The 23,418-nt window shown below is 43.7% G+C and carries 17 protein-coding genes; 3 read left to right on the top strand and 14 right to left on the bottom strand.

Annotated elements, in window-relative coordinates; all coding sequences use genetic code 11:
* Positions 1-22 precede the first annotated feature (22 nt).
* From AHMF7616_RS06275 to AHMF7616_RS06255, 5 genes are all read right to left on the bottom strand, one after another.
* Complete coding sequence (locus AHMF7616_RS06275; RefSeq protein WP_115372115.1) at positions 23-946, bottom strand: dihydrodipicolinate synthase family protein; 924 nt, start codon at positions 944-946, stop codon at positions 23-25.
* A 150-nt stretch (positions 947-1,096) separates the two neighbouring features.
* Positions 1,097-2,140: a sialidase family protein gene (locus tag AHMF7616_RS06270; protein WP_115372114.1), complete on the bottom strand. Its 1,044-nt coding sequence runs from the start codon at positions 2,138-2,140 to the stop codon at positions 1,097-1,099.
* Positions 2,141-2,273: 133 nt separating this feature from the next.
* Entirely contained in the window at positions 2,274-4,160 is a 1,887-nt protein-coding gene (locus AHMF7616_RS06265; RefSeq protein ID WP_115372113.1) for an SMP-30/gluconolactonase/LRE family protein, read from the bottom strand.
* Positions 4,161-4,257: 97 nt separating this feature from the next.
* Positions 4,258-4,860, bottom strand: coding sequence for a hypothetical protein (locus tag AHMF7616_RS06260; RefSeq protein WP_115372112.1), 603 nt, complete (start codon positions 4,858-4,860; stop codon positions 4,258-4,260).
* On the bottom strand, positions 4,857-6,122 hold the full coding sequence (locus tag AHMF7616_RS06255) for a hypothetical protein (protein WP_147275617.1): 1,266 nt from the start codon (positions 6,120-6,122) through the stop codon (positions 4,857-4,859). The genes AHMF7616_RS06260 and AHMF7616_RS06255 overlap by 4 nt, the downstream gene beginning before the upstream one ends.
* A gap of 392 nt (positions 6,123-6,514) precedes the next feature.
* On the opposite strand from AHMF7616_RS06255, the gene AHMF7616_RS06250 reads away from it, so the two are divergent.
* Entirely contained in the window at positions 6,515-8,155 is a 1,641-nt protein-coding gene (locus AHMF7616_RS06250; RefSeq protein WP_115372110.1) for a M28 family peptidase, read from the top strand.
* A gap of 283 nt (positions 8,156-8,438) precedes the next feature.
* The gene (locus tag AHMF7616_RS06245; RefSeq protein WP_115372109.1) at positions 8,439-9,308 is read left to right on the top strand and encodes a polysaccharide deacetylase family protein; all 870 of its coding nucleotides are present in this window, start codon (positions 8,439-8,441) and stop codon (positions 9,306-9,308) included.
* Positions 9,309-9,554: 246 nt separating this feature from the next.
* Here the strand turns inward: AHMF7616_RS06245 and AHMF7616_RS06240 are convergent, their stop codons facing one another.
* From AHMF7616_RS06240 to AHMF7616_RS06230, 3 genes are all read right to left on the bottom strand, one after another.
* Positions 9,555-10,118 carry a DinB family protein gene (locus AHMF7616_RS06240; RefSeq protein ID WP_115372108.1) on the bottom strand — a complete coding sequence of 188 codons (564 nt, stop codon included), beginning with the start codon at positions 10,116-10,118 and terminating at the stop codon, positions 9,555-9,557.
* The gene (locus AHMF7616_RS06235) at positions 10,102-10,539 is read right to left on the bottom strand and encodes a DUF4345 domain-containing protein (protein WP_115372107.1); all 438 of its coding nucleotides are present in this window, start codon (positions 10,537-10,539) and stop codon (positions 10,102-10,104) included. The genes AHMF7616_RS06240 and AHMF7616_RS06235 overlap by 17 nt, the downstream gene beginning before the upstream one ends.
* Before the next feature lie 75 nt (positions 10,540-10,614).
* A complete protein-coding gene (locus AHMF7616_RS06230; protein WP_115372106.1) occupies positions 10,615-11,199 on the bottom strand; it encodes a Crp/Fnr family transcriptional regulator in 585 nt (194 codons plus the stop codon).
* A 285-nt stretch (positions 11,200-11,484) separates the two neighbouring features.
* On the opposite strand from AHMF7616_RS06230, the gene AHMF7616_RS06225 reads away from it, so the two are divergent.
* Positions 11,485-11,871, top strand: coding sequence for a hypothetical protein (locus tag AHMF7616_RS06225; protein WP_115372105.1), 387 nt, complete (start codon positions 11,485-11,487; stop codon positions 11,869-11,871).
* A 149-nt stretch (positions 11,872-12,020) separates the two neighbouring features.
* Here AHMF7616_RS06225 and AHMF7616_RS06220 read toward each other — a convergent pair whose 3' ends face one another.
* From AHMF7616_RS06220 to AHMF7616_RS06195, 6 genes are all read right to left on the bottom strand, one after another.
* Positions 12,021-12,893 (bottom strand): heparin lyase I family protein, encoded by an 873-nt coding sequence (locus AHMF7616_RS06220; RefSeq protein ID WP_115372104.1) that lies wholly within the window; start codon positions 12,891-12,893, stop codon positions 12,021-12,023.
* On the bottom strand, positions 12,844-13,326 hold the full coding sequence (locus tag AHMF7616_RS27435; RefSeq protein WP_158546107.1) for a heparin lyase I family protein: 483 nt from the start codon (positions 13,324-13,326) through the stop codon (positions 12,844-12,846). The genes AHMF7616_RS06220 and AHMF7616_RS27435 overlap by 50 nt, the downstream gene beginning before the upstream one ends.
* 1,725 nt (positions 13,327-15,051) lie before the next feature.
* Complete coding sequence (locus tag AHMF7616_RS06210; RefSeq protein ID WP_115372102.1) at positions 15,052-17,553, bottom strand: IPT/TIG domain-containing protein; 2,502 nt, start codon at positions 17,551-17,553, stop codon at positions 15,052-15,054.
* 134 nt (positions 17,554-17,687) lie between these two features.
* Positions 17,688-19,379 (bottom strand): protein phosphatase 2C domain-containing protein, encoded by a 1,692-nt coding sequence (locus AHMF7616_RS06205; RefSeq protein ID WP_115372101.1) that lies wholly within the window; start codon positions 19,377-19,379, stop codon positions 17,688-17,690.
* Between the two features lie 73 nt (positions 19,380-19,452).
* Positions 19,453-20,427: a VWA domain-containing protein gene (locus AHMF7616_RS06200; protein ID WP_115372100.1), complete on the bottom strand. Its 975-nt coding sequence runs from the start codon at positions 20,425-20,427 to the stop codon at positions 19,453-19,455.
* A 192-nt stretch (positions 20,428-20,619) separates the two neighbouring features.
* Positions 20,620-23,415, bottom strand: a complete 2,796-nt coding sequence (locus AHMF7616_RS06195) for a contractile injection system tape measure protein (RefSeq protein WP_115372099.1) — start codon at positions 23,413-23,415, stop codon at positions 20,620-20,622.
* Between the last annotated feature and the right edge of the window lie 3 nt (positions 23,416-23,418).

Raw genomic sequence — 23,418 nt, 5'->3', positions numbered from 1 at the left:
TTTTAAATTTTTTCTAATTTCCTTAAACACTTACCTTTATTTCTGCGAGATACTGCTGAATACTAGCTAGTTCTTTGCTTGAGAATGGTTGTAAAGGCCAGGCCAATTTATTATGGCAAAGCCCCAGAAGCGATAAAGCTCCTTTTACGCCTTGTATATAGCTGGCAGCAGTATCGCCGATCCGGTAAAGTCGCGAACAAACAGTTAGCACTTGCTCCTGCAAAGGCAGTAAAGCAGCTACATCGCGGCGAGTGGCGGCTTCGTACATATCTACGTATAGCTTTGGAAACAAATTGGCGCCGCCGTTTATGCCGCCGTGTGCTCCCAACAATACCACTTCCGCGGTTAATTCATCCGGACCAACCAGCACGGTAAACTCCGGTTGGTGTCGCAACAGGTGCTGTGTATGTTGAAAGTTCACGCCGTTACCCGAACTGTCTTTTACGCCAATAATATTGGGGTGCTGCGCCAAAATGTGTACGGTAGCTGGTTCCAGCGCAATTTTAGTATGCGAAGGCATGTTGTAGAGCAAAAGTGGCAGAGGCAGTTGGTCGGCCAGGTGCTGGTAATAGGCGATTAACTCAACCTGGCTTAGATTAAAATAGTACGGGGCTGCTGCTACCACGGCCGCAGCCCCGCCCTCTGCGGCGGTTTGGGCAAGTTGTATACTTTCCGATAAAGCGGTATCGGTTATGCCTACTAAGAGCGGTACCCGCCCGTTTACCAGGTTTGCGGTGTGATGTATCAGCTCACGGCGTAAAGAATAACTTAAGCTGCTGAGTTCACCGGTAGTACCCAGAATAAATAAGCCGTGCACCCCTCCGCCAATTATGTACTCTATTAACTTTTCTAAATTAGTTACATCCAGCGTATCATTATCCAGCAAAGGAGTAATCATGGGCGGTATAATGCCTCGTAAAGGCCAGGATGCAGAAGCAGTGTGCATCAGGATAGCAGTTAGTTGTTTGTTGTTGGTAGTTCGTTATTAGTTGTTCGTTACTTGTTGTTCCTAATTGGATATTAAATGTACGATAATCGATATTTGATTAAAGAAACAGCTATTAATATTATCCGTTATTAGTCGAACAACGAACAACTACTTCTTACTCTTTTGGGCTAATACTACGTGTTTTATGTTTTTCCGGTCGTAGGTGTAGCTGATATGTATTTTCCCCTCCGGCGTCTGAATAATGGCCGGATAACTAAACTCACCCGCCGGGTGGTCTTCTAAAGTAATAATATCGGTCCAGTGCTGGCCATTATTAGAAATAGCCACGGCTAATTTGGCACGTCCGTCGGCCCAATCTTTGCCCCGGGTAGTGGGGTTATACACCAGCACCTGCCTGCCATCTTTTAAGGTAACCGCATCGGTACCGGCATTTGGATTACAAACCGCGATAGGAACCAGCTTACTCCAGGTATTACCGTTATCCCGCGACCAGGATTCCACGAGCCGGTCGTGCTTGCTCCGGCAGAGTAACTGTAATTGGTTATTGGGATACAACAAAATACTGGGCTGAATAACATTTAAGGTAGTAGAAGGGTCTACGGGAATACGCTGCCAGGTTTTCCCCAGATCCGTGGATTTTTCCAAATTCACCCGCCATACTTCGCCTTGCTCGGTGCTGGAAGGTGCCAGAATAGTACCGTTTGCTAGTTGTACCGGTTTGTTTTTGATGGGCCCTAGAATTCCGTTAGGTAACCGCTCGGGTTTACTCCAGGTTTTACCATTGTTCGGGGAGGTACGCACCAGGCCCCACCATTCGCTGGGCGAAGGGCCTACTTTATAAAATAAAAACAATTTACCTTCCCGCGCTTTAAACAAAACCGGATTCCAGCAAGGATACCGTAACGTGTCGTTTATAATGCCCTCGGCCAATAAAGTAGGTTTCGTCCAGGTACCTTTTTCCTGAATGGCCATCCAAATACCTACGTCGGGGTGCCGCTCGTAAGTACCGGCAAACCAGGCTGCCATTAATTTTCCGGGGCTAACTTCTACGATGGTGGAAGCGTGGCATTGGGCAAAGGGCGGATTTTTAAAAATTAATTCCTCGGTAACTTTTTGCCAGTTACTTTGTGCAAAAGCGGAGAAAAAACTAGCAAACTGCAAACCCAAAATGATGGATAATCGCTTCATCATAGTCCAAGTTACCGGGATAAATTTAGAATTACTACGACTCTTGATCTATTCCCGCTAATTATAACAGCGTTTACCTTCACTCCTCTTTTTAACTTGGTTCCAACCTTTATGGCGAATAAGCTTTAAAACTACATTATTCTAAAATCATTTTGCGAACGCTATGATTCTGAGAATCGGCTACATATAAATTACCTTGCGCATCTACAGCTATACCGCTGGGATTATTAAATTGGGCGCTGCTACCTATGCCATCCACCAAGCCACGTTGTCCGGTTCCGGCTAAAGTGCTAACCTCCCCAGCAGGTGTAATCTTCCGGATGCGATGGTTACCGGTATCTGCCACGTATACATTTCCTTGGGCATCTACGGCTACTCCATTCGGGTTATTGAAACTGGCAGCGGTACCACTACCATCTGCGAAACCTAGCTGGCCGTTGCCGGCGAGTACACTAATTATTCCAGTTGAACTAATTTTTAAAATTCGATGACCTTCGGTTTCTGCAACGTAAACATTACCATTAGCATCTAAAGCTAAACCGTTAGCGTTCTGTGTTAAATCAGCAAAAGTATTAACTATCCCGGTGGACGTTATTGTTTGAATATTAGGGCCTATATTATCATTATTATCCATTTCTGTTACATAAACAGTACCTTGTGCGTCTACGGCTACTCCCTGTGGATCATTGATAAATAAACCAAACTCTGACCCTCCTCCTTCAAGTGAACTAACGAAGCCATCAGAAGAAATTATTTGTACGCGGTTAGTTCCGGTTTCTGCAACATAAATATTTTTAGAAGCATCTGTGGCTACTCCGTGCGGGTTTTCAAAAATGATATCGGCACATTCACCATCGTCACATTCCTGGCGGGTACTAACATCTCCTTGCATAGTAATTTTCCGGATAACTTGGTTACCTATATCACTTACTTGCAAACTCCCCTCCGGATCCAAGGTAATTCCAAACGGACTATCAAATAAGGCGTTCGGACCTTTACCATTTACATATCCAGAGTTACCATTACCTACTAAGGTACTCACGGTGTAGGCCGGAATATAGGTAAAAGTACCACCCGTCCCGGTTTTACTATTAACCTGCACAGTTATCGGGCCTGTTCCGGCGCCTTTGGGCACTAAGACCTGCAACTGATTAGGAGCGTTACCCGACTGTACACTGGCTACCACGCCATTAAACCTTACTACATTTTCTTGTGCATTTGGGCTAAAGCCCGATCCAGTTATTGTAACGAGGGTGCCATAAGAACCAGCGGCTGGGGTAAAACCAATCACTACTACATCCGGCTGATTTTGCGTTGAAGCGGTATCCCGAAAAATGCGGATGGTTTTTGGGTTGGCTACTTTATCGTCGGGATCATTGTCTTTGCGCAGCATCACCAAACATTTGGTAATATTACTTACTTCCCGTACATCCGGAAAATTAGAAACCGTACCCGAAATCATCCAGATGGCATCGTAGGTAATGTTGTCGTAGACGCCGTTCGTAATTTTAAAAAATAAGGTAAAATTATTACCATTACCGGTAGCGTAACCCGTGCCGGATCCGTGATCTAAATTGGCGGGGTACTGCGGGTAGTCCGGGTGCGCGACGGAGGCGTAGGTTAGCGAAGCCGCAAAACTGCCATCCGGATTGCGCGTGATGGCAATATTCTGTTCATATTGGCCATACACCGTACCCACGTTAGAACCCGCTTGATCGTCGTAAATACAGGTGTGCTCCATGGTAAAACTAAGCCCCACGATAGTATTTACGTTAGTAGTAAAAATGGGGGGTGGCGTGGTACCCTCGTGAATCAACATCCCGTTTTTTTTAATTTTATCCAGGATTTCTTCGGCGGGTAGTTGCTCCTCCGTGAAAATCGTGTTGAGTACACTGGTAGGAATGTTGTACTTGGATTGCGTAATTGGCTGAACGGGCGAATCCTCTTCGGAGCAGCTGCAGAAAATGAGAAATAGCAGCCGCAGCGCCAAGCTTGTGTAATTCGGAATAACGGTTGCTTTCATATTTTTAAAAAAATGAATAAGAAGCGTATGTCTGGATAATACTTATTCCTTTGCGCTAGGCTGCCCTTACCGGAGCCTTCGCGCCAAAAAACCTACCTTAAGTTACTACCCGGGTGTTATTTCTTGCAATATGTCCTTTACTACCATCCGACTTGGGTATTACCTCCAGTAACACCGAAATAAGTCCGACAAAAAACATAACCACCAGCGAATAACTCGATATTAATTTTAATTTATTCTGATCAATAGATTGGGCCGTCCAGACCCGGTCTTTTTCGCTCGGGGAGCCAAACCCTTCGTGCACCAAATCAGAATCCGATTGAATCTCCGGGTGTTCTTCTTTAAATTTTAAGGCTAGTGGCGTATATTCCGTGCCTTTCACGTAATAGCTCACCTTTTCGTCGTAACCACTGTAGGGAAAGGTGCCGGCCATAAAATATTTGGTATGCAGGTACACGGTAGCGATTAAACCGATAAACGTTAGCAGGCAAAATAGCTTCACGTAATTTCTGCGCCTGTTGGTGTTTCGGCCTCTTAATAAAAAAGTAGCCAACAAATTTATCACTAAGCTAATCAGGCTGGCCAAAGCGGTGTAATACCAGGTCATTTCGTCGATTACCAACAGCTGGGCCAAAGCATTGCCAAAAAGCCCAAACAGAACACTAATTAACAAAGCCCGGCTTTTTAATAGTTGAATCATGGAGATACCCGGATGATAATTTTAATGATCTTTTTTTCACCTGTAATCCGCGATGCCCGAAATGCGTCTTTGGTATCAATTAACGGATTTTGCAAAGCCACTACTTTTCCTTTATTATCGCGCACTTCAAAGAAATATTTGGCCGGGGGTAAAGAAGCATAAGCGTAGGTAGCCCGCCCGGGAGCGCACTCATGATAGGCATTCGTAAAGCTTCTTAAGGCCGGCAAAGCGTAATGTACCGAGTATTGTCCTTCTACTTCCGGACCTTTGGTTATGGTTTCTCCGGCCGCATTTATCTTGTAAACCGCAAAGGCAAACCCCTGCTCCATATTCGGAATAGGTAGATTATAAACTTCAGAAACAGTATTTACATCCAGCGGACTTACCAGAGAGCTGCTTACCGCATTGGGCTGAAAGGTTTTGTTCGCAAAAAGGACGGTACTTGAATCTACCAGGGCGTACCAACTATTTTCTTTTGCGGGTAAATCCATTCTATTAAGCTGGCTACTCTTCGGAGGAGTGAGTTTCTGATTTAAATCAGGCAAGATTAATTCTGTTAAACTTTCCAGAATCTCTTTCATAACCCGGGAATCGCTGTCGCCAATTATTTTCGTGGCAATGTTCCGGGAAAGCGTTTTATTTAATACTCCAAATAAATCTTTTACCAGTTGAGCCTTTATAACACTAATTTCTTCTTTACTTTTTTCGTGCGGCGTAATAACTTGCTCTATTTTCGTTAAAACAGCATAGATACTATCGAGGCTTATATTACTTTTTTTTATTGATTTTTTAGCGTTGCGAAAAGTTTTCAGGCTGGATTTATACAAGCTAATTTGTTCTTTCAGCTCCGTAGGAATGGTAGTGGTTTGCCCAGTACTTAAACTACTATTTAATTGCTCCTGGGAAATCTCGGGTAAGTCTGGGTTTTTTAGCTTTGTCTTCGTTCTAATAACATTAGTGCGGTTTAGTTTGGGGTTCAGTTGATGCATTAATTGAATGGCGTCCGGACTAGGTAAAATATCGTGGCGGAGTAAGTAATTAGGCAAATAATCGCCGACCGGAATTTTAGGACCTCGTAATTTAAAAGTATAAAGGCCAGCTCCTCCTAAAGCAACACCAGTTGCCGCAATTATCAGGCCTATGGGCGGCGGCGGCGGTGGCTTAGGATTTGGGCCACCCGTGGGTGGCTTTTGCGCCATTAAACCTAAACTTTGGGCCATTAGCACGAATACCAACAAGTAAACTTTAGCTGATTGTAACATATATTCTTAGGTCTAAGAATTACAAGGGAATACTTGTTAAACTGTTCCGCAAACCAGTGCGTGCCATAAACGTAGCGGCACTATTAGCTGTACATTACTGCTCACTTATTAAGGGAAGGTAACAAGTACCGAAATGATAAAAAATACTGATTTTTCAGTATTTTTCAGGGTAGCTTCCTCGCTGCTTTTTAAAAATCAGCAGAAAATATAAATTCTAAAGAACTAACAAAGAGGCTTAAATCCCAGAGTGGGTTAACTCCATCCGGTCCAAAACTTTGTTCGGCAATAGCGAGTAAAGCAATAAAAAATTATTAATTCATAAAAATCTTGCTTCGGATGCTTTTCGAGCATTTTCGATTTTTTAAAAAATTAATACGACCAGCTATTTTTCTATGAATAAACCATTAATCCTAATATTGTTACTGGGTGTTCTTCGTATAGGTACTCCCTACGCGCAAAATTTAAAAATTAATAAAAATACTGCTTCCCTTTTACAAACGGTAAAGCCCGAAAATTTGCAGGCGCACGTTACCTTTTTGGCCGATGATCGTTTAAAAGGACGGTTGCCCGGTACGCCCGGTTACCAGATGGCCGTCGATTATGCAGTAGAACAGTTTAAGGCAGCGGGGGTAGAACCAGCCGGCGAAAATAATAGTTATTTGCAACCGGTAAGGTTACGCAAAGCTTTTACGAACAAAGATGCCACCTTGGCTGTAATAAATGGCCCCGGCAAAGAAGAAGCCTTGCGGAACGGAAAAGATTTTATAATATATCCGCATTTCGAAAATCCTGCTATCCACGTACAAGCTGCTTTAGTTTTTGTGGGTTCCGGCATTAGCGCTCCAGACTTAAACTACGACGATTACGCCGGGGTAGATGTTACAAACAAAATAGTGGTTATCCGGCGGGGAGCGCCGCAAAATTTTCTGTCGAGTGTAGCCGCTAGCAGCATGAATTTAACTACTATTTTAAAAACGGCTCTCGACCATGGCGCCGTTGGCGTTATTATTGGCTCGGCCAGCGGCCAGGTACACGAATTAAAGGGAGTTAACGACGTCCGGTTCCCAGACGGTAAAATGGCGCCTTCGGGTAGTTACATTTCCGATAAAATGCAATTGCTTAGTTTGTTTAACCGAACGCGGTTTAATCAGTTGTTGCAGCAAGCCAACCTGGATACGACCCGAGTGTTTGCATCGCTAAAAGCCGGAAAGCCGGCTTCTACGCCCATGCCGCAAGCAGTTAAAGCGGCTTACACCAACACCTACCAGGATATAATCAGCTACAACGTAATCGGTAAAATTACGGGTTCGGATGCTGCGCTTAAAAGCGAATACGTGGTGCATACCGCCCACCTGGATCATTTAGGCATTAGTACGCCCGTAAAAGGTGATTCTATTTACAACGGGGCCCACGATAATGCCTCGGGAGTAGCTTGTTTGCTCGAAATTTCAAAATTATACGCGCAACTGAAAGACAAACCCAAGCGGTCTGTTTTAATCGCTTTAGTTACCGGCGAAGAAATGGGTTTACTGGGCTCGACGTACCTGGCCATGCGGCCGGTAGTACCGGCTGCCAGCATCGTGGCGAACATTAATACCGATATGCCTACTTTGATTGCCCCTTTATTATCGGTGGTGGCTCTGGGCGCCGAGCATTCTTCGTTAAGCAAGCCGGTACAAGCGGCTGCCACTTACTTGCACTTAGGCGTAGAAGGTGACCCGGAACCCGAACAAAACCGTTTTGTGCGCAGCGACCAATACAGCTTTGTGAAACAAGGTATTCCGGCTTTACACATTAAGTACGGCAACAAAACCCCTGATGGTGCTAATAATTTAAACAAAAAGGTACAGCAGTGGCGCGAAACCTATTACCACCAACCACAGGATGATAGTAATGGCCTGTTTGACTTTAACGCCGGTAAAGTTTACACGCAGCTTAATTTTTTAATCAGTTACCAGGTTGCTCAAAATGCCCTCCGCCCTACCTGGAACCCCGATAGTTATTTCTTTAAAGCTTTAATTTCTCCGAAGTAAAATCTATAAACCGACGAAAAAGCGGCTTGGATGCTTTTCATTTTGCCCATCTAGGTTAACAAAATTTAAAATAATCCAGTGTTCGTGTAAACAAGTAGTTGGTCGTTTTTAATTGTTCGTTGTTCGATCGTTAATAAATTAATAATCAAGCACTTAAACTCAGGTTTTTATCAACTTAATTTTGTCCTGATACTCAATAAAGTATTTGACCGCAAAAAAAGCTTCAAATTAAAAGGTATAAATTATTTTTAAAAAACGGTCATCTTTCTCTTACAAATAATGCATGAAAGCTCTCAGTCTCTTTTTATTTTTAAGTGTATGTAATTTTGCGGCCTGGGCCCAACCCAAACCTATTCGCCTGATTGTGCGCGGCGACGATATGGGTTACGCGCACACCGGAAACGAAGCCTTGCTGAAAGCCTACAAAGAAGGCATTCAAACCTCCATCGAGATTCTGGTGCCTTCGCCCTGGTTTCCGGAAGCGGTTAAAATGCTGCAACAAAACCCCGACGCGGATGTTGGCATTCATCTAACCCTGACGAGTGAGTGGGATCATGTAAAATGGCGCCCTTTAACAACCGCTGCCAGCTTGCGCGATCGCGATGGTTATTTTTACCCCATGATACAACCTAATAGCAACTACCCGGGCCTGGCTGTTACCGAAAATGCCTGGCAACTGGCCGACATTGAAAAAGAATTTAGAGCCCAGATTGAATTAGCCCTGAAAAAAATACCGCGCATTAGTCACGTATCGGGGCACATGGGCTGCACGGCCTTCTCCGAAGAAGTAAAAAACTTAACTAAAAAGCTAGCTTTGGAATATAACATTCACATAGATCCTAAAGAGCATCAGGTTACTTCGGTAACCTACGAGGGACCCAAGCAAACGGCCGCCGAAAAAAAGCAAAGTTTTTTAAATATGCTCCAAAAACTGGAAGCCGGTAAAACTTATATTTTTGTAGACCATCCGGGGCTGGACTCCGACGAAATCCGGGGAATTTCACACATTGGCTACGAACAAGTAGCTATTGACCGCCAAGGAGTAACGGATGTATTTACCAATCCGGAAGTAAAGGCGTTTATCCGCCAAAAAAACATTCAATTAATAAGTTATAAAGATTTAGTTTCGGTAAAGAAGCCGGCAACGAAATAATCAGAATAACTTTCCCTTTTACTCTTCTTATTATAAAAGACTCGTTAAATTATTTGCCGGTCGCTGGTTTTAATGGTTTACTGATTGTCTTTACTCCGGAGAAGACTATTTAAATTACTACTACAAACAGTTTTCTCCGGAGTAAAGGCAGCTTTAAAGATATTTGTTTTTAGTGTTTGACTAAGCAGACATCTTCTGTTTTTAGCGATACAACGGCTAGGGAACACGCTCAAATTTATTGGGCTTTTAAACGCCGGCATTTACCAAATGGCGTTTTGCTTGTTGCACGTGCCTTTCGTTGTGCGCAATCAAAAACTGCAATACATCGCCTAGTTTTAACTTTACCCATTTAGTAATAGAAATCGGAATTTTAATTGTGTCCAGGTCCGCCGTACGAGCTTGATTTAAATAGGTCAGTAAGGTTTCCTGTTGTTGAATAAACGCAGCCACTACCGCCGGAGCATCTAAATCTGGCCGTGGAATATGATTTTTAAAAGCCTTCATTTTTTTGGTTCCGGTGCTGGGCTCCATGAGGCGGGTAAAGTACGTACCTAACCAGGTGCTGGTAAACGTATGGGGGTGGGCAGCCTTGTTGGGCTTACTTAGCCCTTTTGCTATTTGGGGCAGGTAATAATAACCGTAGCCGTTTAAATGGTCTAAACACTGGGCCATGCTCCACCCCCCGTCGGGAGCCGGCTGAAGCAACACGGCATCTGGCTCGTTCTGAAATATTTTTACGGCCTCTTGCAGGTGGCTTTCTACGCGCCGTTCCAAGCAATCTAGAAATTGATTTTTATTTACCGGTGGCATAATAAGCGATAGTTTTAGATTGGTTCGATTTTTTGAGGCTGGTAAAAAGACTAATAGCGATTATAAAAAACACGGATTCAATGCAGAGCCATTGTTTGCCAAAATTACCTAAAGGCCCTTCGGTAAAAACGGTGATGAGGCGCGATAAAGCATAAAAGCCCCAGAGCAGGCTCAGAAAGGCCAGGCCATTTGGCAAATTGGTCCGCATTAGGTAAATTAAACTGATAAAAAGCGTGAGTCCTACTCCCCCGTACACGCCCCGGATAGAGCTAAAAGCATCCGTATTGGGTAACTGTACCGCTACTAAATCCATAACCGCTTGCGGACTAAAAAATGCCATTCCGCTTACCGCTAACAAACTAATGGCCGATAACCCGATAAAACTTTTAGCCGCCATTGTAGTAAATTTTTGTGTTTGCATGATTCTGTTCTTTTAAGTTTACCAGGCAAATATGGCGCGGCGCCGGAAAGTAAATATTGGTAAATACCAACAATTTTAAATTTTTACTTTATTTATAAGCTTACTGAAATTAGTAGCCTCGATGCCTAAATAATTAGCCAGGTATTTATGCGGCACCAACTGCAAAATATGCGGACTGCGCTGTAACAATTTTTTAAATTTTTCTTCGGAAGAATAACATTGCAGCTCCACCAATCTTTCGAGCACTCCCGACAAAGTATTGGTTAATCCTTGCCGGATCATATAACTTAAGGTAGATCTTTGGTTAATTAAGGCTAATAACTCGGGAGCAGGGGCCCGCAGAAATACCGAGGGCGTAAGCGTTTCGTAGTAATAACGCGAGGGTTGCTGCAGCAAGAAAGCATCCAGCACGCCGCCAAAAGAAGGAGCATAGGTAAAAACCAAGGTGGCTTCCCGGTTTTGTTCGTCGTAATAAAAAACCCGTTGCACACCTTCCACCACAAAATACAAGTACTTTTCGGCTTCTCCAGCTTGCGTCAGAACTTCTTTCCGTTTGGCTGTAAACGGTTTCCAGAATCCGGCAAACGCTTCCCAGTCGGCCGGAGGCACCGGGTACAAAGCATCTATTACTTTCTTTAATTGCAGCAGCGGATCGGACATCCAAATAAGCTTAAAGGTAAACAGGCTAATTGCTTTCTGAATCGTAAGAGCACGCTAAATATACTTTTATTTTTATTTCAAGCGCAACCGCAAAACACTAATCACCCGGGGTAAAACAATAATTTATAAATCAAATTTTTAAATTCAGGATAGCGATTTCGGGATGACTACCAGTATTTACTCTTGTAACTTCCTATTTTTTTTAAGAAATAAGCAGGCGTTTATTTAGTAACTCTTTGTAATTGGTTGCGTTGGTAGAGAATTAAAACCTATAAAGCTTATTTCATGAATAATAAACCAATCGGGCCCACGGCCCACGGCCTCATCGACTATGGCTTTGTAACGTTGCAAACCTTGGCGCCCAGCTTATTTAACTTTAAAGGCTCCGCTAAAACGCTTTGTTATGCTTTTGCCGGTACCCAGGGAATTTTAAATATTTTCACGAACCACCCGGTAGCTGTAAAACGTTTGGTGCCATTTAAGGTCCACGGGCAAATAGAAACCCCCTTTCTGCCGGCTTTAATTGCCCTGCCCCTGCTTACCGGTGCGCTTAAACAACGGTATGCCCAGGCTTATTTTTTTACTTTCTTTGGTGTAGCTTTAGCTAATTATTTGCTAACGGATTACCAGTACTACGAAAAGAGAAAAATTGCCGGAAATATCCCGGAATAATTTAAAAAAATTGACGGACACTAATTAAAATTTCGGAAAAACTTTACTTGTGTTTACAATAAGAAAGCAAAAAGCCGCTAAAATTTTAGCGGCTTTTTGCTTTCTAAGAAGGTTGGTGGTTGATAGATTAAAATTTAAAAAAATCCGGGTTATTCGGTTACTTTAAAGCTTATAGATAAGGCCGTGCCCGCCGACCCGGTTTTGTTAGCGCCGGTGTAAGGAGTTGCCTTTAAAGTATAGCTTCCTACGGTTGGCCGCCAGGGGGCGTAGTTGAGGTTAGTATCACCAAATAAGGCATAAGGGGCGGTTGTTTCGGTTTTGGAAAAGGTTTTAGCTCCAGAAAGGCTGAACGTAACACTGCCCGCGATAACGTTGGTATTGGCCCGGACGTTTAAATTGCGGGTGGGCAAACTAGATAAATCTAAAGTGGCGCCATTGCTAAAGGTTTGAATCTCGCGGTCAGTATCTGCATTAATCAATGTAAAACTTACTACTTTCTGGCCAGTATCACCGGAAGAATTGTCCCCGCCGGAATCATCAGTAGAATCATCACCAGAGTCGCCAGAATCATCCTCATTAGAATCATCGCCGGGAACGGGTGTGTTGGTGCCGCCGGAGCCGGATGGTGCAACATCGTTGTAGCCGGCACTACCGCTACCCACCCGAATATCATCTATATACAATACGCGTTTAGTAGCTTTGTACCAGTTTCTCTTGTAAATACCCATTTTGAGCATTGGCGAAACGCCATCGTTGTAAGAATTAGGTCCATAATAATCAACTACTTTTTTTCCGTTTATCCACATTTGCAGTACCCCATCGGAGCGGTACGAATGTTTCACGTGATATACAATATCTAACCACTTATCTTTGGTAACGGCCCCTAAATCAAATTCTTTTTTCCTTGCGCTTTCGTCGAAATTCTTTGGGAAGTCCAGTTTACTGTTAATACTAATCTGCCTCTGATGGCGGCTAAAGAGATGGGGGGACCCGGGCTCCTTCTCCTGAATCTGGAGTGCCATGAAACTGCGTAATTATATCCCAGCAGCCACTTCTATCATCGGTAATCCAGCTACTACTTGGCATATACATACTCATCCCATACCAACCATTAATAGGTGTATGATCCTTCCAATAAACTTCCGATCTAATGGCACTTCCTTCTTTTCTTAATTCAAACCGGGTAGATCGGGAACCACTTCTGGCAAGGGAGTTAGTGCTCCCAAAAGCATACGAAGCATAGCTTTGTCTGGGAAATAAGCCACTTAACGATGGTTCTATCCGCTCTTCGGCATACAAGTTATCGCGGCTTCTATCGGCAGAAGTAATGTACGAGAGACTTTCAATACCAGATTCCAGACTGGCTACCTCTTTGGGCTCCACATTTTCTTCTGTCTCGCAGGCAGTAGTAAATAAAGAAAGTAAAGCAATGGAGAATAGTAGTTTAGTTTTCATAAAGGGTGGATAAGGTGGAACATGCATTAAAATTTAAAAAAATCAGATTCCGGAACAGAACTTACTAGTTAATAAAGCACTCCGGAATTGTATACTTACTATGTATAACTCTTGCATTTTAAAGCCAACAATTACCAATTAAAAAACCGTAAATTTAATTAATACGCTCTATCAAAAAATAATTGATGCTGATACAATATAAAATATCTAATAAGTTGCAACCTTTTTAAATTATTGTATTTCTGGTTCAAACTTAGAGCTTATAATTTTAAACGCAAAACTTTTTTTAAATTTATTAGAATATTACCGATTTTTACTTTAATATTTATAATTATAGTATTTAAATCAAAGGAATTAGCTGTTTAACAGTAACTCAATCGCTTCTATCATTCTCATCGGTTAATTACAGCTTATATAACAAATTTCAGAAAATAAAAATCAAATGCAGATTTAAAAAAATTGCACTATTATTATAATAATAAATCATCATCCAAAAATAGGTGGCAAGCATTAATTGTATTTTATTTATACAGAATAATTGGGCAGAAATAAGGATAAATCAAATACTCTCTTGATAATGGACATAAACGGGCGCCGCCCTACTAATTTTATGCCAAAAAATTTAAGGGGATCAAATAAGTGTAGAATTTACACCAAGAGAACTTATACGAAATAAGGGTTTGCCAATAGTGTGGAACTATTACCCAGTTTGTAGAATGTATCTACACTAAAATTCCAGGAGATAAGTTATTAAATTTTAAAAATCAGCCGCTTAGCCTTATAAATACCGCAACAAAATTAGCATTATTTTAGCACCTGTTTAACAATCTGGTTCCTGAACCTAGATGTGAGGATTACATTAAAATTAGACGGAAAATAGATGCACTTTGCTTTTTGTCGGGGTCAGAAGAAAATACACCTTTAAAAAACAATAACCCTATTTCAGTTAAAAGCCCTTGATCCATCAAAATGCTTCCGCAGCAACTCTGAATGAACAGGGGCCTTGTTGGTAGTATTACAAAGCTGTTTTCAGAGATAAACCAGCTTTATACCACTATTAATTTTATTTGAATAAACTTTAGAACTAATTAAAAGGACCAATTGAAAGATACATCCCAATGTTGAAAATACAAGGTTAAATTACTGATAATTAATTTATTATAAGTGCTTTGCCGAAATTAATTTAGACTATCATTGGTGATATCGTACTGATCATCAAATGTATATAAACCGAACAACGAACAACGAACAACTAATAACCAACAACTACTTATTTTATTTTGTCTTGATACTGGTGTCTAACTACTTGTATCCATTTACTTAGTTTTACGAAGGAATCACTCTTAAAAAGCATTCAACCTTTCACCGCAATTTATTTTTTGATTTGGTGAACCAATAGCATAGCTTAACTTTCATTAACTCAAATCCGGCCGATCTTTACTCTATACTAAAGGATCGATTAAATCAAGCCCATTTTTTTCGGTAAGTTACCTTAGCCAGAATTGATTGGTTCTTTGTAATTACTACAGTACTCCATAATCCGACCCTGCATGGCTGCACCAGTAAGCGCGTTTTTCCTGATTTTTTAAATTTGGTTATGCTTTGTTCATGCCACAAGAATATTCCCAAACCGGTGCTTCTGACTAAATAGCAATAAGCCAGAAGCAACGGTTTGGCTGCAGATAACCACCGCTAATCCCGTGGACGATATTTTCATTAGTAAACTCAGTAGAGCTGTTTGGAGTCAATGGAGACAATTTTGAAATTTACTTTCTTGCCTTTTTCGTTATCGGGAGCCGCTAAGGTTTGACTTGTATGCGCCCGCACATTCGTAAAATCCAGACTTTCTTTGGCTACTAATCTATCGTTCTTACGCAGGTATTCTATTTCTACGCGAACAAGATCCAGGTCGTATGCCGAACTGTTCTGGACGGTAATTTCCAAATTTTTGGTACCATTACGGCGCTGCTTGGCAATTACGTTACTTTTCACCGTTACTAGTTTGTAAATATCCACCGTCGGGTGGGTAGAATAACCATCTGATTCCGGCTTTACGGCAGGCTTCGGATCATTGGGCTTCGGTTTGGGTTTATATGGCTTTGGTAGTACCGGTTTAGTTTTATTGGGTTTAGGCTGGTCTTTGGAAGCACCCAGGTTGTTCAGAGTATTATTATCCTGGCTGGGGTCCGATTTTGGAGTAACGGTGGGTAAATAGGTCGATTGACTATCGGCACTGTTACTGGTGGTGGGCTTTCCGATGGTATTTTCAGCTAAGGATGGTTGCTCGGTTTTACTATTCAACTTCTTTTTAAAAGTCAGGTTATTTGCGGTATACACCGTGTCCTGCTCCACCAGCAAAGCCAACCGTACGGGAATACTATCCTGGGTGGTGTTTACCGCCGGTACTACTACCCGCATAGAATCAGGCGAAAGCGTGATAATTTTACCCGGTAGGGCATTAAATAACACCTGCACGTTCCCGGCTTCTTCCGGAAGATTTTCACCCCGAATACCCAAGGTTTGGCCTTCTACTAAATCTCCGCGCAAGGCTAAAACTTTTATTTTTTTCCGGAAAAGAATACCCGAGGCCACTACCCCTAAAATACCAGCTATTGCCAGGAATAATACGGCCATTGCCAACCGAATGTAGCGTAACTTACCCGGGTCGGGGGTAATGGGTTTTATAATAGAGACAGGAAGTACGCTACTGCGGGTTCGGCCATTTTTGTTGGCTGCCACCAGGTAATAGGTAATGGAGGTAGCGCTTGCATCGTAATCTTCTTTTATGTCCAAGCTCCCCTGGCTCTCTAAAATATTGGAATATAACTGATCGTTGCGGTAAAGTTCTACCTCGGTAGCGGCTGCCACTTCCCATTTTAAATTTATTTTTTGCCCACCGATAACCTGCGTGGTATTCGCCTCAAATAGTTGAATAGTAGGTTCTTTCGCGGGTTGATCAGGATTTATAGGCTTAAAAGGCTCTGGCTCGTATGGTTGCGTATCTGGTACTGGCGTCGTTTCTTCTTCCTGAATGGGCCAAGTTTGCTTATCAGGCGCGTCTTCTTGGTTTAAACTAGGCTTTGGATTAGGCATAAATGCTTGCTCCATAATGGTTACGCTGACGGGTGCGCTCATTTGTTCGCCGGCGTTGCTCGTGGCGCGTAACGTAAACGCTACCGTCTTGGGTCGGCCATCGTAATTTTCTCTTAGCTCCAGCGTATTGGTACCCGACCGTATTTCCTGATATAAAACCCCGTTCCGGTAAAGCGTTACTTGGGTGGCGTTCACTACTTCCCAGGCCAGGGAGAAAGATTGCCTCGGCGCCACCTGTGCGTCGCTCACTTTAAAGGCTACAATCTCGGGCAAGCGCCGGGTAGGCTGGTAAGGAATCTGGTCATTTTGAATGATTTGGCGGATGATCAGCTCTTTGGTAGCAGAGGCGGTCCGTAGTGCTTGGCCTTCTTTGCTTTCGGCCAGTGCTTGCGTAAATAAATCCTGGAAGCTGGTCGAGTCCGTGTCCAGTAATAATTGGGGTAGATTATCGTAGAGCTCCGTAGATTTATAATCGTAGCGCTTATCTTGCAGGGCTAATTTTAAACGTAAAACTAAAAACAAGATTTGCAGGTAGTTCAGAATGGCGCCGCTTAAATCAGCGGGTCTCATATTTTTATAACCGAGCTGTTCTTTGTAAAATTTTAATACCAATGCCCAGTATTGCTTATCGCCGTACATATTATTGTGCGGCACCTCGGCCAAGGGCTGCACACTGTCCAGGTCGATGAGTAAGAAACGGCCATTAGCTTCCGCAAAAATATTTTTCTCGCAAAAATCTGAAAACCAAAATTGGCGGGCGTGCAAGGCTTCAGCGGCATTAAATATATCCAGGGTTAGCCGATGTAAATCTAGGGCAACATTGCGGTTAACGGCGGCTTCCAAGGTTTGACCTGCCAAAAATTCGTAAAAAATGTAATAGATGGATTTGTTATTTTCCGCTACTTCTACCACATCGTAAATCCGGGGCAGGTTGGGGTCAAATTTTCCCTTCAGCTGCACCAGCAAATCCCAACCCGAAATATCATCGGGCCTTTTTTTCTCGAAACGTTTTACAAAACACGTATATTTCCCGATATCTACCGGAAATTTATAAGGGTCGCCCGAGGCAAAGAGCCAACCATTCGGATAATCGGAAATATAGTCGTATTCTCTTTCTTTAATAACAACTTTCATAATTGAGTTACTTAGAGTTTAGTGTTGGAAGCCCCAGCCCCTCCCCGATGGAGAGGGGAGCTCTGTTTGCATCAAACATCCCTTTAGCTAAAGCTTAGGGCACTACAAGAAGCAATAATTTACATATTACAATGTCATAAATAGCTCCCCTCTCCACTGGGGAGGGGCTGGGGGTGGGGCGCTTGCCGGATTTCTACAAAGCAGATCGCTTTATCATCGGCAGTACCTTGCAATTGGTAAATAATGTCTTCGCGCATGGACTCTAGCGACTTATCGGCCAGTTCGCGCAGCCGGGTTTCGGTTTCTAAGCCAATGCCGTCGGAGAAAGCCGCCAGCGCATGTACCTGACTGTGTTGAATAATCTCGAACTTGGGCGTATTATGCAAAATATCGAACTCCCCGGCCGGATTAATGATTAATCGGAAAAAGAGCCGGTCGTTACTGGCTTCGTTTTTGGCGAGCAGCGGGGTTTCCAGAAGGGCGGCTTGGTTTTGATGCGGTTGGGTATACAGCACCATTTTGCAATCGCCGGACCGGTAAGCCGTTAAATTGCCGGCTAAGCTGAGGGTGCCAAATAAAAGGGTGGTGGCACACTCCGGAATGTTTTTATTTAAAATATTGGCTTGAAGAACAGTTTGTTCCTCCGGGGGCAAATCTTGCAAGTGCCGAAGCCAATCTGTTTTTACGGCCGTAATCGCCTGGTTCAACACCTGCTCCAGGGAGGTTGTGGAGAGTTGAGTAAAGGCCATTCGCAGTTTATTAGCTATGGATTGGGCTAGTAAACGGCTCGAAAAATATTCTTTTTTATCGATTGGATGGCGCAGGCAATACTGGTCGGAGGTGCCATCGAGTACCCACAACAATAGTTGCTGCTGGTTGGTGACCAAACCACAAACATCTTCGCCTAAATCTTTATCGGCCTCCGGGTCGCTCATGTATTTTTTACGGGGCCCTGCTGTCAGCAATAATTCCGTAAAAAAATAAGATCCGGCGGCGGAAATTCGGGTATCCGGCACCGGCATAGATGCCGGCGGTAAGTTTGGCAGCGGCCCAGGAGAGTTTATTTCGAAAGGAAAGGACTGACCATCCTGGTTCCGGAACAAAGATTCTTGAGTACGGCCGCTGTTTTCACTTTCTGTTGTTGATGCCGCCATTGCTTGTTCCCGGCGCGGCAGACCTGGTGTTACATTTTTAGCATCCGGAGCGATTACCCGAACGGAAAAACGTAAAAAACGGCTGGCAGCCCATAACAAGCCGTATAATCCTATTAAAGCGCTACCTAAAATAGCCAGGTTTTGCCAAAACGGGTTTACTTCAGAATCTTTAACCGGTGCTCCACCCAACGGAGATTTCGTTGATAACTCTGGTTGGCTAGCTTTGGCAAAATTGTTTGAGACCGCTCCCCCACCGGATAGCTGCCACTGCGCGCTTTGAAAAGTGCGGCTTGCTGTTTTTCCGGATTGGCTGGTTTTTGCCTCGTTCGTAGAATCTAAAATTAGCCGGTAATCCCTGAAAATAGTTTTTGTACCAGCCCGGCCACTCAGGCGCATTTGCCACACGTGTGGTGGCGCTGGGTTAGCGCTTACATCGGGTAGCCATACCCACACCGAATCCTGGAAAGTTAATTGCGAATCAGTTTTTAAATTTTTTACCGGCAGGGCTACTTTCGGTATTTTTTTAAATTTTGGTAGGTCCGGGCTATCTAAAACAATTTTTGTTACCGAAACGGCTGGCTTTGATGGGTTAAGCTTTACATCAGGCTTTTCTTTTTTACCTGCGGGGGATTGGTACTTTCTGCTGGCGTTACCCGAACGGTATCCTGCCACCCAAAAGTAAGCGAAAGATTCAGGAGCCAGGCCGAGGCGGTAAAAGCGAGCAGATGCATTTTTTTACTTAATATTACCGGTAGAGTTGTTTTTCGAGGCACCGCGGACAAAAGCCGGAAGCGCCGGAAGCCATCCGGAACAAATATTTTAAGATGTTTATCTTAGCCGGATTGTTAAACAAGAAGAATTGCCGCTCATCGTGAATGGGGCATTCGCTCAGTAAACTTTGCAATTCCTGGCAGCCTTCGTCGGTTTCGTTACCGAAAAATGCGCCTATAACAATATCGTGGTTCAGGCCCACAATGGGATTTAGCTTAAACGGATTAGCTTTTAAAATTTTATTTTTCTGGGCATCGTACTGCATGCCGTCGGTGTAAATTAAAACCCGCACATTGGCAATAGATAAAGAATCGCCGGAGCTTTTTAAAATGATCTGCTTCATGGGGGCGTAATCCCGCACCTTAAAATCAGGTAATTGCTTTTTCATGAATTTATCTACGAAAGAGTAAGCTTGCTGCAAAGCCCGGTTAATGTCGGTGCCCTGCTGCATCGTATACAGTTCGTCGTAGAGGTAGTTGGCAAACTTTTTCACGTCCTTATCAAAGCGGGTCAATAAATTCGCGACCGTATCCACGAACATCAGTTCTACCCGATCATCAAATTTAAAAGCGGCCACGTAGGCATTGGGGTTATTTTGCATGCGTTCCAGGTCAAAGATGCCGCTGGCCGCGCTGGTAGCAATTAAGCGCATGCGCGTTAGAGGGCTACCCGGAAAAGCCTGATCGGTCATGGAAGAAGAAGCATCCATTAAAATCACGCACAAACCAACCTCCGCCATTAATTCTTTTCCCCCATTGCCCATCGGAAGGTCTGGCTTGGTGGGTGCATCCGGGAAGAAGTCTTCTTTATCTGCATCTTCCACCAACACTACCCTTTCTTCCACAATGCCTTCGTATGGGGGACAAATGTTGCAAAAACCATCTTCGGTTGGCTCATCAAAAACGTGCGCTTCGTTGGTAAGGCAAACCCATTTCTTAGATTTGATCATTATCTAGGTTTATATAAGTAGCTCCCGCTAGCTACGCAGGAGAGTTTTTTTAAATTTTAATGCCTCTTGGCTCTTAGATTTTTTAAATTTTTTAATTTGAAAGCTTAGAAGTTGAATTTCTCCGGATAAATCCCCATCGGAAAAAATTCACAGACTTTAAATCCAGAATAATTTTAACTCTCAACTTTTACCTCACCATTCTACCTGCAGCATTTTTTTCATCCAAGGCAATTTTATCAAGGAAAAACCCCAAGGAATAGTACTGAGCAATACATCGTGCCCTTGCCGCTCCACTTGTAAGGTCCAGTGCGTATCTTTTTCGGTTAGTATGCCGGAACGCTGCAAAAAAGATTCGCGAAAACCCGCGGGAGTAGTGTTTTTTAAAGCTTTCCAGTGTTCAATTACCGCCTGTAAAAGCTTCTCGGCTTCGGTAACTTCGTTTTTGGTGAGCCGCACCGGGGCAGCCAGGCAATTATTAAGGTTAAAGCCACACAGCACTTTATTCAAAACCAACGCATATTCCGGATGGTAGCGCCTGCCCGTAACCAAGTGCTGCACCACCTGCAACGCCCGGGTGGCGGTATATATATCTTTAAATTCTTTGTTTTCTACATATTGTAAGCGGCTGAACAAACCGGGCAAATACGGAGCTATTAAACAAAGACCCGCATTTTCGACGTAAAATTTAGGTGAACCCTTATCCGATAGAATAGCTGAATAATCGTCCTGCGTAGCTACGGGCCGGGTGTTTAAAACTGCTAAACCGGGGGCGGGCAACTCCGCTAATTGCTGCAAAAACAATAAACTTTGGGTGGGTAATTTTATTAAAATCCGACGTAAAATCTGCTGCTCACTGGGCGTGTGGCACGCGCCCTTTTGTAAAATATCCCGCAGCACGGCCTTTTCTTTAGCCGGTAAGTGGTGTATAACGGTATCAAATTGGGTTTGCAAGGCCCTTATATTTCCGATCAGGCGAGTATTGGCCGTCCGGTTTTTGGGAGTGGGCTGCCCGACGCTAGTGGCCGGCATTTTTAAAAATAAAGGTTGAAAAGCCGATACATTCGCCAGAATGGGTAATAATTGCTGGTGAAGTAAAGCCGGATTTTGCAGCAAAGTGCGAATAAGTTGTTGCCGTTCCTGCTGGGGCAGCGCGTGTTTTACAAAAATTTGTCGCAGGTTTCGAACATCCTGCGGCGTTAACTGCTGGAGCCAATCCCGAAAAGCCGGACTTTCCGGAGTTAGTTTCCGGATTAAGGCTTGTAAGGGTTTATGAACTACTGGCCCGGGCACCTGCCCCAATAAGCTTCCCGGATCCGGAACCTGCCGAACCGGACTAACAAGTACCGGAAATGGGAACACGGGCTGATCTTCTGCTTGGGTAGAGTTATTCTGTACGTTCGGCAGCAAATTAGTTTTAGCTGCTTCAAGGGTAGCCGGCAGTAAAAAGGCCAGCGCCGGTACTTGTTTTTTTAAATTTTCGTCCTCCTGCTCAGCTGTTCCCTTCTCTTTATTTACAAGCAAGTAATTCCTTTTAAATTCTGCCTCCGGCTTTGGGGCGGCATAAACCGCCGTTGTTGGATTGTAGTAATTTATTGGCGTAAAAACACGATTACCCGCTTTATTCCAAGTATTCCCGGTATGGCTCAATAGTGCGGTAGGGGGTTCACCGGCAAATACCTTTACCGGTTTACTCCGGAAACCGGGGTAAGTGTTGGTTAGATTGCCCGAATCTGGTTTTGTTTGATCCGGGGAGGAACCCGGCTTGATTTCCGGATTATTTTGGTTCTTACCCGCACCTTGCTCCTGCCCAGCCGGAGCGCTAAGGGGTAGCGCCTGGTTTGTGGAAACACTTGGATAATTATTCAGAGTAAAAAATACGGAACCCTCCTGGGGAAAATGCGGCGAGGTGGGTACCGGGGGTAAGGCTAATGGATACAATAAAAATTCTAATTGGTACCCGGTGAGCAGTTGCAAAGCTTTTTGTACCCGCTGCTTTTCAGAACGGCGATGCTTGGCGTTTTCTTGGGTAAAATAAGCCTGTACTACCTTAAAATCCGGTTCGGAGAGCCAATCGAAAAGAGCGGCTTGCTGCACCCAGTTTAAAGCCGAAAGAGCCAGTAACTTTTGCACTAACGCGGCTTTTTGGGCATGGGCCCTACTTACCGGAAGTTGTTGAAAAAACAATTTGAGCCGGGCTAATTGCTCTTTTGAAAATTGACTTAGCGAAAAAGAAAATCCTGCTTTTTGCCACGGGTTGGCAGCATTTGTGCGGACGCTTGAGCCCGCCTGCGGGCTTAATTGATTTATTAAAACCCGGGTAGTGGGTTTGCTAACGAATGCCAGCCGCTGCCAAATGATGCTGCCGGAAGGCTGCGTTTCCAGGAAATTTTTAAAAAAAGCGGGTTGCTGCGTTATTATCCGGCGAATAAGTGTATCCAGCGGAATTGTTTGTTTTTTATCGGCCCACCAAGGTAAATCGCCGGTCATTAAAAAAGTTTGCATCAGTTCCCAGTCCTGGTGAAAACTAGCCTTTGGTTGGTTATTGGTAGCGAGTAGGAGTTCATTATAAGCAACGGGCAAAGTTTCTAGTTCACTATCCAGCACGGCCCTTATTGGAGCGTTAGCGCCCGAAGAACCGGCCAACGCATTACTATTGGATGGTGCCGGAAAGTTGTGAAAGAAATAAGGCGAACTATTTCGCTGCCCTGCTTTGTTTTTATACGCGAGCAATTGTTGCGTTAAATCACGCTCCAAGTTTTCCAGGGTTGCCGGCTCACCAAAAGTATCCGGATTTATGTCGCCCAGGTCAATCTCTATCTTTTCTATGTGCAGACTGGTATGCGTAAATTGTTCGGTAACTATTTTATAAAGGAGATCATGGAATTGCGGGGCCACGTAATGCAGAAACTGCTGCTGCACGTTTTTGGCCGTTTGCTCCTGGGAGCAAGTAAACTCAAATATTTCTTTATTAATCGCTATCGTTTGCATGGC

Source organism: Adhaeribacter pallidiroseus, from assembly GCF_003340495.1.
Taxonomy (GTDB): domain Bacteria; phylum Bacteroidota; class Bacteroidia; order Cytophagales; family Hymenobacteraceae; genus Adhaeribacter; species Adhaeribacter pallidiroseus.
The sequence above is the reverse complement of the archived record's forward strand: the minus strand, read 5'-3'. Positions and strand labels throughout refer to the sequence as shown.

Coding starts and splice junctions, on each gene's coding strand:
- AHMF7616_RS06235 (WP_115372107.1), bottom strand. CDS start 10,539: ATGCAAACACAAAAATTTACTACAATGGCGGCTAAAAGTTTTATCGGG.
- AHMF7616_RS06255 (WP_147275617.1), bottom strand. CDS start 6,122: ATGTTACAATCAGCTAAAGTTTACTTGTTGGTATTCGTGCTAATGGCC.
- AHMF7616_RS06210 (WP_115372102.1), bottom strand. CDS start 17,553: ATGAAAGTTGTTATTAAAGAAAGAGAATACGACTATATTTCCGATTAT.
- AHMF7616_RS06260 (WP_115372112.1), bottom strand. CDS start 4,860: ATGATTCAACTATTAAAAAGCCGGGCTTTGTTAATTAGTGTTCTGTTT.
- AHMF7616_RS06225 (WP_115372105.1), top strand. CDS start 11,485: ATGAATAATAAACCAATCGGGCCCACGGCCCACGGCCTCATCGACTAT.
- AHMF7616_RS06275 (WP_115372115.1), bottom strand. CDS start 946: ATGCACACTGCTTCTGCATCCTGGCCTTTACGAGGCATTATACCGCCC.
- AHMF7616_RS06195 (WP_115372099.1), bottom strand. CDS start 23,415: ATGCAAACGATAGCGATTAATAAAGAAATATTTGAGTTTACTTGCTCC.
- AHMF7616_RS27435 (WP_158546107.1), bottom strand. CDS start 13,326: ATGAAAACTAAACTACTATTCTCCATTGCTTTACTTTCTTTATTTACT.
- AHMF7616_RS06265 (WP_115372113.1), bottom strand. CDS start 4,160: ATGAAAGCAACCGTTATTCCGAATTACACAAGCTTGGCGCTGCGGCTG.
- AHMF7616_RS06245 (WP_115372109.1), top strand. CDS start 8,439: ATGAAAGCTCTCAGTCTCTTTTTATTTTTAAGTGTATGTAATTTTGCG.
- AHMF7616_RS06230 (WP_115372106.1), bottom strand. CDS start 11,199: ATGTCCGATCCGCTGCTGCAATTAAAGAAAGTAATAGATGCTTTGTAC.
- AHMF7616_RS06220 (WP_115372104.1), bottom strand. CDS start 12,893: ATGGCACTCCAGATTCAGGAGAAGGAGCCCGGGTCCCCCCATCTCTTT.
- AHMF7616_RS06270 (WP_115372114.1), bottom strand. CDS start 2,140: ATGATGAAGCGATTATCCATCATTTTGGGTTTGCAGTTTGCTAGTTTT.
- AHMF7616_RS06250 (WP_115372110.1), top strand. CDS start 6,515: ATGAATAAACCATTAATCCTAATATTGTTACTGGGTGTTCTTCGTATA.
- AHMF7616_RS06240 (WP_115372108.1), bottom strand. CDS start 10,118: ATGCCACCGGTAAATAAAAATCAATTTCTAGATTGCTTGGAACGGCGC.
- AHMF7616_RS06200 (WP_115372100.1), bottom strand. CDS start 20,427: ATGATCAAATCTAAGAAATGGGTTTGCCTTACCAACGAAGCGCACGTT.